This window comes from Christiangramia gaetbulicola, from assembly GCF_003054225.1.
Classification (GTDB): domain Bacteria; phylum Bacteroidota; class Bacteroidia; order Flavobacteriales; family Flavobacteriaceae; genus Christiangramia; species Christiangramia gaetbulicola.
This window is the reverse complement of sequence record NZ_QBKQ01000002.1, coordinates 681,140-694,593: the sequence shown is the minus strand read 5'-3', so window position 1 is coordinate 694,593 and position 13,454 is coordinate 681,140. Positions and strand designations below refer to the sequence as shown.

The 13,454-nt window shown below is 31.4% G+C and carries 12 protein-coding genes; 1 reads left to right on the top strand and 11 read right to left on the bottom strand.

The window, feature by feature from the left end; translation table 11 throughout:
- Positions 1-47: 47 nt before the first annotated feature.
- The 5 genes from C8P64_RS09865 to C8P64_RS09845 all read right to left on the bottom strand — a co-directional run bounded on the left by C8P64_RS09865 (position 48) and on the right by C8P64_RS09845 (position 5,420).
- The gene (locus C8P64_RS09865; protein ID WP_108171900.1) at positions 48-962 is read right to left on the bottom strand and encodes a hypothetical protein; all 915 of its coding nucleotides are present in this window, start codon (positions 960-962) and stop codon (positions 48-50) included.
- A 156-nt stretch (positions 963-1,118) separates the two neighbouring features.
- Complete coding sequence (locus tag C8P64_RS09860) at positions 1,119-1,700, bottom strand: hypothetical protein (RefSeq protein ID WP_108171899.1); 582 nt, start codon at positions 1,698-1,700, stop codon at positions 1,119-1,121.
- Between the two features lie 99 nt (positions 1,701-1,799).
- Positions 1,800-2,048: a hypothetical protein gene (locus C8P64_RS09855; RefSeq protein ID WP_108171898.1), complete on the bottom strand. Its 249-nt coding sequence runs from the start codon at positions 2,046-2,048 to the stop codon at positions 1,800-1,802.
- Between the two features lie 185 nt (positions 2,049-2,233).
- The gene (locus C8P64_RS09850; protein WP_108171897.1) at positions 2,234-3,616 is read right to left on the bottom strand and encodes a S41 family peptidase; all 1,383 of its coding nucleotides are present in this window, start codon (positions 3,614-3,616) and stop codon (positions 2,234-2,236) included.
- A gap of 976 nt (positions 3,617-4,592) precedes the next feature.
- Positions 4,593-5,420, bottom strand: a complete 828-nt coding sequence (locus tag C8P64_RS09845) for an alpha/beta hydrolase (RefSeq protein ID WP_108171896.1) — start codon at positions 5,418-5,420, stop codon at positions 4,593-4,595.
- Positions 5,421-5,977: 557 nt separating this feature from the next.
- On the opposite strand from C8P64_RS09845, the gene C8P64_RS16665 reads away from it, so the two are divergent.
- Positions 5,978-6,106, top strand: coding sequence for a hypothetical protein (locus C8P64_RS16665; protein WP_279324122.1), 129 nt, complete (start codon positions 5,978-5,980; stop codon positions 6,104-6,106).
- Between the two features lie 196 nt (positions 6,107-6,302).
- On the opposite strand, the gene C8P64_RS09835 is transcribed toward C8P64_RS16665, so the two are convergent.
- The 6 genes from C8P64_RS09835 to C8P64_RS09800 all read right to left on the bottom strand — a co-directional run bounded on the left by C8P64_RS09835 (position 6,303) and on the right by C8P64_RS09800 (position 13,388).
- The gene (locus C8P64_RS09835) at positions 6,303-6,806 is read right to left on the bottom strand and encodes a hypothetical protein (protein WP_108171894.1); all 504 of its coding nucleotides are present in this window, start codon (positions 6,804-6,806) and stop codon (positions 6,303-6,305) included.
- 282 nt (positions 6,807-7,088) lie between these two features.
- Positions 7,089-7,805: a receptor L domain-containing protein gene (locus C8P64_RS09825; protein WP_108171892.1), complete on the bottom strand. Its 717-nt coding sequence runs from the start codon at positions 7,803-7,805 to the stop codon at positions 7,089-7,091.
- An 879-nt stretch (positions 7,806-8,684) separates the two neighbouring features.
- The gene (locus tag C8P64_RS09820) at positions 8,685-9,149 is read right to left on the bottom strand and encodes a DMT family transporter (protein WP_245889691.1); all 465 of its coding nucleotides are present in this window, start codon (positions 9,147-9,149) and stop codon (positions 8,685-8,687) included.
- A 162-nt stretch (positions 9,150-9,311) separates the two neighbouring features.
- Positions 9,312-10,157 carry a tetratricopeptide repeat protein gene (locus C8P64_RS09815; protein WP_108171891.1) on the bottom strand — a complete coding sequence of 282 codons (846 nt, stop codon included), beginning with the start codon at positions 10,155-10,157 and terminating at the stop codon, positions 9,312-9,314.
- Positions 10,158-10,980: 823 nt separating this feature from the next.
- On the bottom strand, positions 10,981-11,838 hold the full coding sequence (locus C8P64_RS09805) for a DUF4238 domain-containing protein (protein WP_108171889.1): 858 nt from the start codon (positions 11,836-11,838) through the stop codon (positions 10,981-10,983).
- Positions 11,839-11,990: 152 nt separating this feature from the next.
- A complete protein-coding gene (locus tag C8P64_RS09800) occupies positions 11,991-13,388 on the bottom strand; it encodes a hypothetical protein (protein ID WP_108171888.1) in 1,398 nt (465 codons plus the stop codon).
- Between the last annotated feature and the right edge of the window lie 66 nt (positions 13,389-13,454).

Sequence of the window (13,454 nt, the reverse complement as noted above, 5' to 3'; positions counted from 1 at the left end):
TTCTATTGACACCGCTTATTAGTAATGAACCGATGTAAAGCCAGTTTTTACAAGTTGTAATATATTCTTTTTAAACTATCTATAGACTTTTTTAATTCCATTGGTGCTAGTCCAATTGATTTTCTTCTCTTATCCAGATTGTCGAAATTTATAATTTGATCAGGACCAACATTATCATATATTCCATAGATGTATTTTTTCTGATCCTGTACTCTCCTTTGATAACTATCTACGAAATTTCCCAAACTTTCAGGAGGAGCTTCTCCCTTAATAATTAATTTTTTAAGGGTTTTGGTATAGTAATCATAATCATCAAAATGGAACAAAAGAATCCCTGGATCAATTTGTCTTTGATCAATATTATATCCTCCAATTAATTTTTGGTCAGGATAACCATAGACTTCAATAATCTGTTTGAATTTAATATCATTAATAGAGTCTGTTTTATTAATTATCATCCATATACTGTCTCGATTTATGCCCTTATGATTCAACATTTGTCGATGATATTGATCTGCATTTTGCATTTCACTAATTTGATCTCTCAACTCTAAATTAATACTGTTAAGGTAGTTCTCTCTTAATTCAGAATATTCATTTTCAATTCTACCCCAGTTTTCAGTTCTTACTATTGTTGAGAATGCTTGATTTTCTTCTAATTGTTCAATTGTATAGCCATTTAATATTAAATCACGCAATAGTTCTAAAGCCTTATCTTCTTTACCAATAATGGCTGCAGATTCCGCATATTTTACCATTTCATAAATCATTGGTTGATTTATCAATTCACAATTAGAGGTTGCTTTACTCATTTTATCAAAGACCATTTGATAATCCTCTTGATAATATGCTTTTTCAGCTTCGTAAACTAATTGATAATAATCATCTACGTAAGAGCATTCTTCTTTTCCTGAGCATGATATTAATAGAAAGACTATTAAGTAAAGGAATTGTTTATTCATATATTTTAAATATAAAAATTGACTACAATGGTCTCGTTTATAGGTTGTTGCTATAGTTGGAGGCGCGTGGTTGTTGGCTTAGATGTACAATTTAATTATTTCCTTTCTAGCATTGTGGTTTAGGAATGTTGATTCCTGGTAGACCACCAGCTTCTCTTAGAATAATTCCGTCAGGTATACAATTGCAAATATCCAACCTAAGTAAAGAACGGTATAGGTCAAGGAATATGAAATTGAGGAAAATATATCTCCAACTGTTTTTTCTGATTTGTTGAATACCAATTTTAGAGCTCTAAAAAAGATCCAGTAGAGCATCATAATTATTATAAACAGGGAGAACCAAAATAAAGCTTCTAAAAATATGATCAATAATATTATAGCAATTGTCATTACAACCCATAAAAGTATTGAAAGGAGCAGGCCAGCAATACCATCTCCTACATCTGTATCGGGTGTCTCGAATCCTGGTGTACTATAAGCTAAAACCTCACCTCTTTTATAGCCTCTATATTTAGGGAAATTATCCTTTAATCCCACGCCTTTATATAATCCATAAGTCATGAATAAGAATAGAATAATACCAATTATAGATAACGATAAATAAAGATTTGATGTAATCTCTCTATTGTAATTTATCCCTGTTAACCAAACGGTTAAAAAGGTGGCTATTATTAAAATTATAGAAACTATAAAAACTGTTTTTCCTTTTAGGTAATTTTTCTTTTTAGTTGTTCTCATTCTATATCTAGTAGCTAATAGTCCCGTTTATCCTCGGTTGGAGGTTTAAAGGACGCGGTCCAGATGCTTTGGGAGTCAGCTTATTATTGGTTAATTAAATTATTTTCTTTCTTCTTTTTTTCTGGTAAGAACAAAATAAATCACATAGAACCAACTGAAAAATCCATGTATTATAGCTAATAGAACAGATTTATTTCTTTCCCAGGACGTGACTCCAGCAATAACACTTCCTAGTCCAATTCCATTTCTTATCACTGTCCTTTTAGTTTCTGAGTCAATAGTATCTTGGCTATAACTTTCGTAGGCTACAAATATTAATAAAATAAAAGTCAGGTAGATTTTCTTCATATTTCAATTTTAATTGTTTTTATGCCAACGGTTTTATTAATCGTTCCTGAAGGATCGGGAGGCAGATTAAGGGACGCAGTCCCGATGCTTCGGGAGTCGGCTTTTTATTTTGTGTTGGTCAAGTTAATTATTTTCTTTCTAACGGTGCCGCTTATTGGAGATCAAAAATTGCGGTGCTATATAATTTAGTAACCTATTTTATTTAATAAAGTGTCCAGTATTTCGTCCCTCTCATCTAATAGGTGATCTTTAATAGGAATTTCAGGAATTACCCCTTCTTGCTTTTCACTTTTATTTACTCTCACCATATAACCTTTAGGTATTTTAACTGGGATCTTCGTGTTTGGTAATTCAACCGTAAATATTGAAGCATACAATGAAGGATAATCACCACTTTCCTCTCCTGCAATTGTGCCAAATTGATAATCCTGAATTACAGATGCCGCAACTGCAGCTTGAGAATAAGTTTGCCGGTTGATCAATGTAAATACGTTGCCTTTGAATCTTTTCCCAGATTCTTGTGGTTGCGTTTCTTCAAAATGATATGGAAAGACTTCTCCATTTTGGTGTCCTAATATTTTTTGAGAGTAGGCATTGGTAGTATCGTTGCCACTTCTGGTATTTTCTTTAAGGTATTCACTCGTTTTTAAACTGAATTTTGAATTCCATTGGAACGGCTTGTCCGCAAAATAAGATATTAGGTAATCGCTAAAAGAATTATCTCCACCAGCATTGTTCCTTAGATCTACTATTAAATTTTCTGGTGCTTTTTCGTTTATAACTGAAAAAGCAGAATCAATAAATTTCCGATAGTCCATTTCATCTCCGCTAAAATTCCCGGGATTTAAATAAGCATTCTTACCATAGAATTTAAATTCCCTGTCTGAACTTAAGATATCTTTTCTTTTGTACTCATAATCTTCTATAGCCGAAACCGATTGGATATCATATTCTTTTATTTGATTTTGTTCTTTTGCGGTAATTGAAAACTCCGCTTGCTCTCCAAAAATCTGCCAGTACAGCCTTGGAAATGACCAGAATTCAATTTTTGCTTTTTTCAGATACGGTCTTTCGGCTGAAATATGAGGATATATCAACTCTAAGATATCTTCAATTTTTTTACCATTGACCTCTAGGATCTCAGAACCTATTTTTAATTCAGGATTGTTAGAATAGTTTTTCCTTATATATGCTTTACTATCTTCTAAGGCGATCTCTAAAGGGAAAATTTTTCCTCCCTGCTGAGCAAAAGCTATATACGATATAGCTGGAAAATCGATTTCCGCGTGACCAACGTTTGCTTTTGAAATTACTTTTTGAAATGTCCCTACGGCTTCTTTTAAAGTAATCGAATCCTTCTTAAGTGATCTCGCAATTTCCTCAAAATTTGAGTCGAACTCTTCTTTTGAAGTATAAGCGTACAAATTGTAATGGCTCTTTTCAAGTAAGTCCTTTAAGATTTCCAAATCTTCCCTAACCTCATTCCTTGAAAAAATTTGAGTTTGAGAATAATTATTATAAAACGAAAAGAGAGTAAGTAGAATTACATAAAGTTGCCTGGATTTCATATTCCTATTTTAGTTAAGTACGCATATTAATTTAGGTTGTTACAAATTCTTTAGTGTTTGAGGAATTACTTCTAGGTTATCGTCGGTTGGCATTTTATAGGACGCGGTCCCTATGTTCATAGAGTCAGCTTAGTATTGGTTCGTTTGTCAAGTTAATTATTTTCTTTCTAAAGCTACCATTCATTGGGGCTGAACGCTTGTTATCTAAGACTGCTTATGGCAAATTCATACTGTATTGTTAGTAGATTAGTTAGAAAAACCAGGGATTTTAAACGATATAATACGCTAATATTAAAAATTTACTATCCAGGATTATAGAGCTCTTTGCTTTATTGCGGTCGTAAAAGGTAGCTCCTTATCCTTTCTAATCATCTCCAGGGAAAAATGAATTGATAAACACGTTTTGTTTTACCGTAAAACAAATTAATTATACAAATATTAAAATTTTAACAAATGTTAAAAGACGATAATTTGTCCTTAAAATTTAGATTTATTCAAAATATAAGGTATAATGCTTTTTTTCGAGTTATTCTTACTGCTCTTGAGTATAATCGTTTTGATACTAACTATCATTCTATTCTTTCAATTGAAAAAAGCCAATAAAAGAATACGTACCTGGAGTGAGTTCATACTGTATCAGTTAAACCGAAGCAATAGACATAATAATGAAAATATGACCTAATTAGAATTTAGGTCATCATTTTGATTTACATTTTTTAAAAATCTGAACATCAAATGTGATTATGATCATGTTCTTCATTGGCTCATGCAGGGAATCTAGAACAAGAAACTAAGACCTACAGTCCACTTGTTGGTGACGGTCTCGCTTATACCCTTAGGCGAAGTAGGGGAGACGTTCCCGATAATACGGAAGTCGAATTATTCATGATTAGCTGGTCAAAATAATTATTCTCTTTTCAACTTTGCCGTCTATAGGTAATGAAATTTGATTACCAAAAATTCTTTGAATCTATGATCAATTCTGTTCATAGATATACCTTAAACCTTCATACATAGCGATTAACGGTACCGAGCGATGGTTTTCCTTTTCATAATATTTAATTTCAACATTTAAGGTTCCTTCTGTTTTCTTTTCGATCAAGGTATAAAAATAGTCGTGTTTTTTTTTATTCCTCTCGTAATTAGCCTCTCCTTGATTAGCGGTAGCTATATAAAGTTTTTTATTCAATGATATCGATGAAATAGAATCTACTTTATTATTCATCATCTCCTCGCTCCACCATATACTTGGATCTATAGAAATGAAAGCATCGAATACACTATTTTTATCCATATAGGAATTCAGTGTAAGCAGACCTCCTAAAGAATGCCCAATGAGAGTTCTGAAAGATTCAGTTCTATAATTTCCATCGATAAAAGGTATAAGTTCTTTTTCAATAAAACTCAGAAAATCCCTGCCTCCTCCCATGGTATTAGGTCGTTTCGTCTTAATTTTGGTGACAGTAAAATCTCTTTCACGGTCAACATTCTCTATGGCGATAATAATGCTTTCCGGCATTAAATTGTTCCGGTTCCTACTGGAACTCATAAAATGAACTATTCCAGATGCAGTTTTGAAATGAGTATCTCCATCTAATAAAATGATAACTGGATATGTTTTCGACTGATTAAATGAATCATGATATGAATCTGGAAGACTGATTAAGCAAGTTCTTTCTTCATCTAAAATATTAGATTTAATAGTAATCTTACCTCCAAGTGCAATATCTGTTTTATTCTGTCCAACTGAGGTTTGTGCTCCTGAAAGAAGAATATATAAAATTACAAATGGTAGATTTTTCATTGTTTGCTGATTGTTTACGGAAGTTATTTTTTCGGCGATGAACCGTTTTTGTTCCCAGTTTTATTTAGCAGAATTATGACCTTAATTCTGTTTAGTGACACATTAGATCAGGACTTTATTTTTCAAAAGACTTCATTTGTGCTAATTTAATATTAGATTGAGCTTAATATCTTACATGAATCTAGTTTTCTTTCAATCTTTGATGAATTATGAAATATATTAATTCTGTATTCATTTTACTTTGTTTTTTTCTAAGTATGTCATTTTATGGACAAGTAAATGATTCTTTACAAAGCGTTAATGATACTACATCGATTTTAAAATTCTCAAGAATTTACTCTCAAAATCAAACTTATGATATTAGGAATTTGAATTTTCAATCAGGCACTAATTCTCTTGTGCTTTATAATGAGACTACCAATTCTTATGATACTTATTTGAATTATGAAGGCAATTATAGCTATAGTGGTTCATCAACTTTTTTTAAAAATGATTCCAATTTTTTTACAAATCTATTTTTAGGAAATGATTCGTTTATAGAAAATAATAGTCTTTTAATGAATAACAGATCTTTATTGCTAGACGACGACGTTAGGTATATTGTTCGAGATTCCTTTAATCCAAATGGAGCTTCAAATTTTTCTGAAGCTATAATAGTTGGAGTTTTTGGATTACTTTTTAATTAAACCAATTCTCAATTTTTTTTTTAGGTTTTTTTTTATCAATTTCAGTTGTCAAATTGACTAAAACGATCTCAATTATCGCTCCCGAAGCATCGGGAGTCGGCTTAATATTGGTTTGTTGGTCAGGTTAATTATTTTCTTGCTAACGGTGCCACTTATTGGCGATGAACCGCTGTCGGCATTAGTGCGTATGAATTATTTAATCACTAATTTTTTGGTAGTGATAAATATAACTCACTTGTGTGGTGTCTTTAAGACCGCTAGTTATCTCTCCCGCTTTAATTGATATATTATCAATATGTGTATCATTTCCAGTTCCACCAAGTGTAAATGTATCGTACATAATAGGAGAGTTATTAAATTTTAATTCTCCGTAAAAAGATCCAAAGCTTGTACGTATATAAGTCCAAGTCCCTCTTCTTAACTTTTCTGTTTCACAATCCGCTCCAGTAACCTCAATATGTTCGAATGTGCCATCAGCTTTAATAATAATTTGATTTTTGGATAGACATTCTTGTAAAATAAATTCTGCTTTATCAACCTCTGTATACCCATTTTCATCCGTAGTCAGTTCGATACGCTTAGCTAGGAACATTTCAAATGTTCCGGATATATCTCGATCCCTTAATAAAGGCTTTTCATCTGTCGAGCAACTAAATAATAAGCTGATTAATAATAATAGAAGGAGGTAATGATTTTTCATGATTATAATTTGGATTAATGTAAATTTTATATTTTCTATTTTATTGGCATTACAGCCAACGGTCTCGCTTATCGTAAGTTGGCAGAATAAGGGACGCGGTCCCGATACTTCGGGTGTCGGCTTTAGTATTAGTTTGTTGGTTAAGTTTATTATTTTTTTTTCTAGCGCTGCCGCTTATTGGCGATGAAGGGTTGTTGTGAATAGTTTCCTTATCAGAGAGATTCTAATTTTCTGTAGATACTATTAATCTAGAAATTCACACGATTCTTCAATTAGCCTATTTTAATTTTTACAAACCCCTGAAATAATTTGCTCAGGACTAGGGTTATATAAATTTTTGTCTATTGTCCATTCCATATCCTCCTCTTCTCTATTTTGGTAAGCATTCTTCATACCACATAAATCTGATAAAGATTCATTACGAAATACCGAACCATAATAAATAGCTTTCTTTATAGCTTCCATTCCTGAAAGAGAAGTCAAAGATTTGTTATCCTGGATATAAAATGTGTGAACAGAACTTACTTCGGTCAAACCCTCTAAGTTTTCTAGGTTATCATTATAAGATAGGTTGAAATTAGCATCTATAAATTTTAGACTTTCTAAACCTTCTAGGTTACTTAGTTGGTGATTATAATTAATATGTAAATCCATATTAATTGTATCGAGATTATGTAGACCTTTTAAGTTCTCTGCAGTTGTTTTAAAAATATAGATACTTCCTTCCACTTTTTTTAAAGTTCCTAATGAACTTAGATCTGAAATATCTGTATTGTCACTTCCGATATAAAGTTCTCCTGTTATCACTGTATATTTTTCTGCCCCAAAATTCTCTACGTCTACCTGAGTTTCCAAAGAAACTTCACCTTCATATATTTTCTCCTCAACAAGAGTAGGCTCAGGTTCAGGTGTAGGTTCAGGCGATGGAGAATTGTCATCGCTTTTTTGACACGAAATTCCACTAATACATAACAGTAATAATAAAAATAATTTTTTCATTTAAATGATTTAAAGTAGAGCTCTGAAGAGCTTTATTGGTATTTAATTTTCTAATTTCTACTTCCAACATTTTATACAGGATTTGGTAATCCTTAGAGTATGAAGAGTAAGAGCAGATGACGTAATCGAAATTGAAATCTAATGTATAATGGCGAAATCTCTTAAGTATATGATTCGACTAAAATAAAATTATGTTAAAAATTTAACAAGTATAAATTATATTTTAACATATGATGCACAATCAAGAATGGAAAATTATACACAACGATCTCGTTTATCGCTCCCGAAGCATCAGGAGGCGGAGTAAGGGACGCGGTCCAGATACTTCATGTGTATTCTTAGTATTGGTTTCTTAGTCAAGTTAATTATTTTCTTACTAACGCTGCCGCTTATTGGCGATGAATAGTTGTTAGGCTGCGTTTATTTTAATAATCTAATTATTGCTAAAATAAACAGGAGAATGGCGAATGCTATCATTATGTAGTAAGATACACTTCCTATTTGGAAAAATTCTCTTGCAATAAAGGTGATAAGCCCTGAAAGCATATAAAGAAAAATAGGCCTGATATTTAAAATTTTTTGGATCATATAATATTATTATTTATTCTAAATTCAATTCTTCAATTAACCAATTTATTTTATCATCTGGATTATAAGAACCTTCTCCTCTTGGATATTGCTCTTTTTCAATTTGATCTGAATCAATATTTTCAAAACGATTTTTTTAAGCGGTCTCGGTTATCGCTCCCGAAGAATCGGGAGGCGGAGTAATGGACACGGTCCCGATGCTTCGTGAGTTGTCTTAGTATTGGTTTGTTGGTCAAGTTAATTATCTTCTTAATAACGGTGCCGCTTATTGGCGGTGAAACGTTGTTGTGCCTAGTATTTTACTTCGAAATCAAGTTGTCTACCTTCCTCTAAAGCTTGTTTATCTTTATTAGTTCCGATGGCTATTCCAATTGCCATTCCTATTGGCAATCCTATACCTATAACCGCCAAATTTCCTAAAATGGTTCCGAATGCAACTCCCATGGGTATACCAAAGACAGCCATACCAAGGGCCAGCCAGGTATTTCTGTAATGGTTTTTTGGCACGATCTTACTTTCTTTCTCTACTTGTTGAATAATTTTTGATTGATTTTTCCTGATTTTATTTTTTAATCTTTTGTTCGAGTCTTCTATTGAATTTACTTCTTCAATTTGAGAGTTAATAAATAGAACCAAATTTTCGGTTAATTTTTTTTTCTTCAGTTCGTTGATAAGACTTTCAAATTGATTTAGAAGTTTAGAGAGTTTATGATCATTTTGAAAACTCTTTTTATATTTTACATCTTTGATTGTCATTATTTTTATTCTAAAATATTAAGCACAACGGTCTCGGTTATCGCCAGTTGGCGGAGTAAGGGACGCGGATTTGTCGGCTTAGTACTGGTTTGTTGGTCAAGTTAATTATTTTCTTTCTAACGCTGCCGCTTATTGGCGATGAACCGTTGTTAGGTGCTGATTTTATTTGCAATCATATTTTTTGAGAATTGGAGCATTTGGATCTATATTTTTAATCTTGTCATATTCTAGACAAGCTTTATTCTTATCTTTTAATTTGTCAAAAAATCTCAATTTGTTTGAATATGCTTCTAAAAGTATAGCGGGATGTTCTATTTGAGTTGCAATTATATCATCTATATTTTTAATAGCTTTCTCATATTCACCCATTTCACCATAAATCATTGCTTTGAGAATTTCAGAATATTTGTATTCATTGGTATTTTGTTCCCACATTCCAATTACTTCATCTGAAAATTTGATTGCCTTTTCATAGTCTTTTAAATCAATCAAGGTCTGAATCATCATTTCTACATAATCAAAGTTTAATGTTGAGCCCGTATTATTTACTGCTTTTAAATAAAAATCAGCGGCTTCTTTTTTATTATTTCGGATATATTCTATTTGGCCTATATTAAAATATGCCAGTCCCATCTTTGGATTAGATTTTATTACTTCTTTAAATTGTTTTTCTGCTGAATCTAAACTATCAATTTTGAAATATGCATCACCTAGATTGATTCTTTGTATGTAGCTTGGATTACATTGCTCGATATAAGTTTTATAATGATTAATTGCTAAACTATAATTACCGATATTTTTATACGAAAACCCTAATAATTCATTTTTCTCGCAAAATAGACTATCATCAAGTTTTTTAGAAAATTCAATCGCTTTTTCAAAATTTTCCATCTGTATTAAATACTGGATTCTTTGAAGTTCGTCGATAACTAGTTCTTGGCTATGTAGTTTACCAAAATTTATCATCAATAGGATAATTAATATTCCAAGTGTTTTATTTCCTATCATTTTTATAAAATTTGCACCTAACGGTCTCGGTTATCGCCAGTTGGCGGAGTGCGGGACGCGGATTTGTCGGCTTAGTATTGGTTTGTTGGTCAAGTTAATTATTTTCTTACTAACGCTGCCGCTTATTGGCGATGAACCGTTGTTGTGTGCTGTTATTACGCTTTTTCAATATTCCTTATTTTGCAGTTCTTATTAGAGTCAGTAAACTTTTTTAGAATTTCTTTTACTTGTTTTAGATTGTCAGAGCTGCCATAACTTGTTATCCATTTTCCAATTTTATCCGCTTTAAAATTTGGTATCAAAATCTTATGTCCAAATTCTCTGAATTTTCCTTGTAGTTGAAAATAATCTTGATATTTAGACAATTTCAATCTAAAAACAAAGGTTGGAATATTTGACTTTCTATAAATCTTTTGACTTTTAAATTCTTGAATTTTATCCTCTCTGTAGAATTGGACTTTATCAGTTTTTGAAACTTTGACTATATCTTTATATCGGTAACCCGTTTCGGGTAATGGTAAACTTTCTAAAATTGCATATCCATTTTTTACCCTACCATAAACTTGATTTTCTTCTTGATCTAAAATTATAGCTGCTAATATAGCATCTGGAAATTTCTAGTAAAATTTAAATTTTAGGTAGTCGGATATGTTTTTTATGAAGTTCAAATTTCAATTAAAATAGCACACAACGGTCTCGGTTATCGCCAGTTGGCGGAGTAGGGGACGCGAAATTGTCGGCTTAGTATTGGTTCGTTGGTCAAGTTAATTATTTTCTTACTAACAGTGCCGCTTATTGGCGATGAACCGTTGTTGTGCAAAGGTTAATTTTTGCGAATAAAATCTTCTAAAAACACTTTATTTTCACATGCTACCTTATTCTGTGAGTAATCGTAATTTTTTTTATTTATAAAATTCACCTCTTCTGAATCAATAAAAACAAGACTTGAAGTAGGCTTTTTTTCCTTGGTAAATAATTTTTCTGAATAATAGTGAATATAAATTTTACTACTGAGTGGTATTCCGATGTAGGCTATTTCTTTTATTTCGGGATTGAAGTATTGATTAATTTTTTCTCGAGAAGTTGCACCAGCAATATCTGGAATTAAAAAATAATCTTTTTCGTCCCTAGGTACTTGAATACTAAATATTAGATCTCCCATTAAATCTAATATCTTATTAGCTATGTTAGAATAATCTACAACATTCATATACTGGACCTGATCTTTATAATCAAACATCTGATCAATTTCTTTCTTTAATTCCGGTATCGCACTCTGTGATATTTGCTGAAAAGCTGAAAAGAAATTGTCTTCAAAATTTTGTTTATATCGAGGCGTACGAAAATCTGCAATTATCCCATATTTTGCTATATATACTAATGCATCTTTTACTTCTTTATTCCAAGTCCGGTTTTCAATAAAAGAGTTTATAGTATTATAATGTGTTGGAAAATCTTTTTCAAAATGCTCATTTAAATCATCTTCTAAGCTCTTATGATCTAATTTGCCATTTATATATCTTGAGTTTCCAAATTTCTCACTGAAAACGCTTTTAGTTGATTTTTTAGAGTAAAGATTCTTTCTCGATTTATCGTAAATATAGATTTCACCATCCTTTGTATTAAAAAAGTTTTTCAAGTGGACTTGTGATACGTAATGGTGGTTCTTCGGAGTACTCATATTAACTTTTGCACAACGGTCTCGGTTATCGCCAGTTGGCGGAGTAGGGGACGCGGCTTTGTCGGCTTAGTATTGGTTTGTTGGTCAAGTTAATTATTTTCTTACTAACGCTGCCGTCTATTGGCGATTAACCGTTGTTGTGCATAGTATTTTTACTCTCCTTTCATTTTTTGTTCGATAAAATGAAGAAGAATATTTAATCCTGTTTCACCAACTTTAGGAGCGATTTTACTTAAAAAGCCATATAATTTCTGCCAAGAACTTCTTTTCTTTTCCTTTGGAGTGGCCTTGTCAATTAATTCGTATAAGGATGATTGTAATTCACTAGCCTCTGAAATATTCTCACTAAATTTTTCAATCAATTTAGAGAGTTCTTTTTCTTGGGCGTTAAAATGAATATTACCGTTTAATTCATTACATACAACCCCATCTACCTGACTTATTATTTGTGGATTGATATTGATTGTTTGGTTCTGTACATTTTGAGTTCCAAATGCAATTTTATCGGAGAAATTAGAAGCTGGAATTGATTGATCAACATAATCTAAAATTTCTTTTGAAAGATCAGATTCCTGTAATTCATTTTGAAGACTATGTTTAATAGTAAGCAATTTAGATTCTCTTTCTTGAGAGATATCTAAAAGTAGTCGCTTTGATTCACGAATGTATTTTCTTAAAATGTTTCTTTTTTCTGGCTCTCTTAAATCTGTCTTATCAATGATTTTTTCTGCTTCTGATGGATTGTTAGAGCATAGGTCCATAAAGCTAGAAAACTCTTTATATAGACTACTAATTTCTTCTTCAGATATATCTTTATTTACTGAGTATAAAGAACAAATCACACCAACATCTGTTCTATTTTGAGTTATTTTCAATTCTTCTTTTGAAATAGTGGAGGCATAGTCTCGAAAGAGGGTAATGAATTTATCAAACTCATTACTCCAAATTCTTTCATTAGGGATGTAAATTCGAAACAATAATCCATCTGCTACATTTTCTATGAAATTTTGACCTGAAATCTCAATATCAATTAGTTTTTCGTAGGGTAAAGTCTTTAACTCCTGATTTAATCTAAGGATTAAATTTTGGACTTTTTGTAGATATTCTTCCTCCGAACATTTGACATTATGAAAATCAATCCAAGCTGTAATTTCATTTTCAGGGTAATTGAAATAATCTTTTCTTTCGTCTATTTCATAAACAGATTGTTTTATTTCAACATTTTTAAAAAATGAGAATTCTCCCATTAAATTATCCTTGTAAATAAATATTAAATGTTTCTTTTCCGAAATCTTTTTAATTATTCGATTTACAACATCTTCATATTCTGGTAAACACATTCTGAATAGAGTATGTTCTGTTAATTTCCCAAGAACAATAAAATTCTCATTATCCTCTTCACTTTCTAAAATATCAAATATTGATTCCCAGTTTTTTACTGATGAATTTGGATATTTTAGTATTCTGTAATAGTTATTAGTTTGGAGAGCAGTTTGAATTGTACCTCTGTCAAGTGTATCTAAAAGTAAAGCAGTTTTGTTATCGCTCATTCTGTAAAATATTATGCACAACGGTCTCGGTTATCGCCAGTTGGCGGAGTAAGGGACGCGGGTTTG

Excerpts from the sequence above, each read along its gene's own strand:
- C8P64_RS16665 (WP_279324122.1), top strand. The coding sequence starts at position 5,978 with ATGAATAACAGATCTTTATTGCTAGACGACGACGTTAGGTATATTGTT.
- C8P64_RS09805 (WP_108171889.1), bottom strand. The coding sequence starts at position 11,838 with ATGAGTACTCCGAAGAACCACCATTACGTATCACAAGTCCACTTGAAA.
- C8P64_RS09865 (WP_108171900.1), bottom strand. The coding sequence starts at position 962 with ATGAATAAACAATTCCTTTACTTAATAGTCTTTCTATTAATATCATGC.
- C8P64_RS09845 (WP_108171896.1), bottom strand. The coding sequence starts at position 5,420 with ATGAAAAATCTACCATTTGTAATTTTATATATTCTTCTTTCAGGAGCA.
- C8P64_RS09860 (WP_108171899.1), bottom strand. The coding sequence starts at position 1,700 with ATGAGAACAACTAAAAAGAAAAATTACCTAAAAGGAAAAACAGTTTTT.
- C8P64_RS09800 (WP_108171888.1), bottom strand. The coding sequence starts at position 13,388 with ATGAGCGATAACAAAACTGCTTTACTTTTAGATACACTTGACAGAGGT.
- C8P64_RS09815 (WP_108171891.1), bottom strand. The coding sequence starts at position 10,157 with ATGATAGGAAATAAAACACTTGGAATATTAATTATCCTATTGATGATA.
- C8P64_RS09825 (WP_108171892.1), bottom strand. The coding sequence starts at position 7,805 with ATGAAAAAATTATTTTTATTATTACTGTTATGTATTAGTGGAATTTCG.
- C8P64_RS09820 (WP_245889691.1), bottom strand. The coding sequence starts at position 9,149 with ATGACAATCAAAGATGTAAAATATAAAAAGAGTTTTCAAAATGATCAT.
- C8P64_RS09850 (WP_108171897.1), bottom strand. The coding sequence starts at position 3,616 with ATGAAATCCAGGCAACTTTATGTAATTCTACTTACTCTCTTTTCGTTT.
- C8P64_RS09835 (WP_108171894.1), bottom strand. The coding sequence starts at position 6,806 with ATGAAAAATCATTACCTCCTTCTATTATTATTAATCAGCTTATTATTT.
- C8P64_RS09855 (WP_108171898.1), bottom strand. The coding sequence starts at position 2,048 with ATGAAGAAAATCTACCTGACTTTTATTTTATTAATATTTGTAGCCTAC.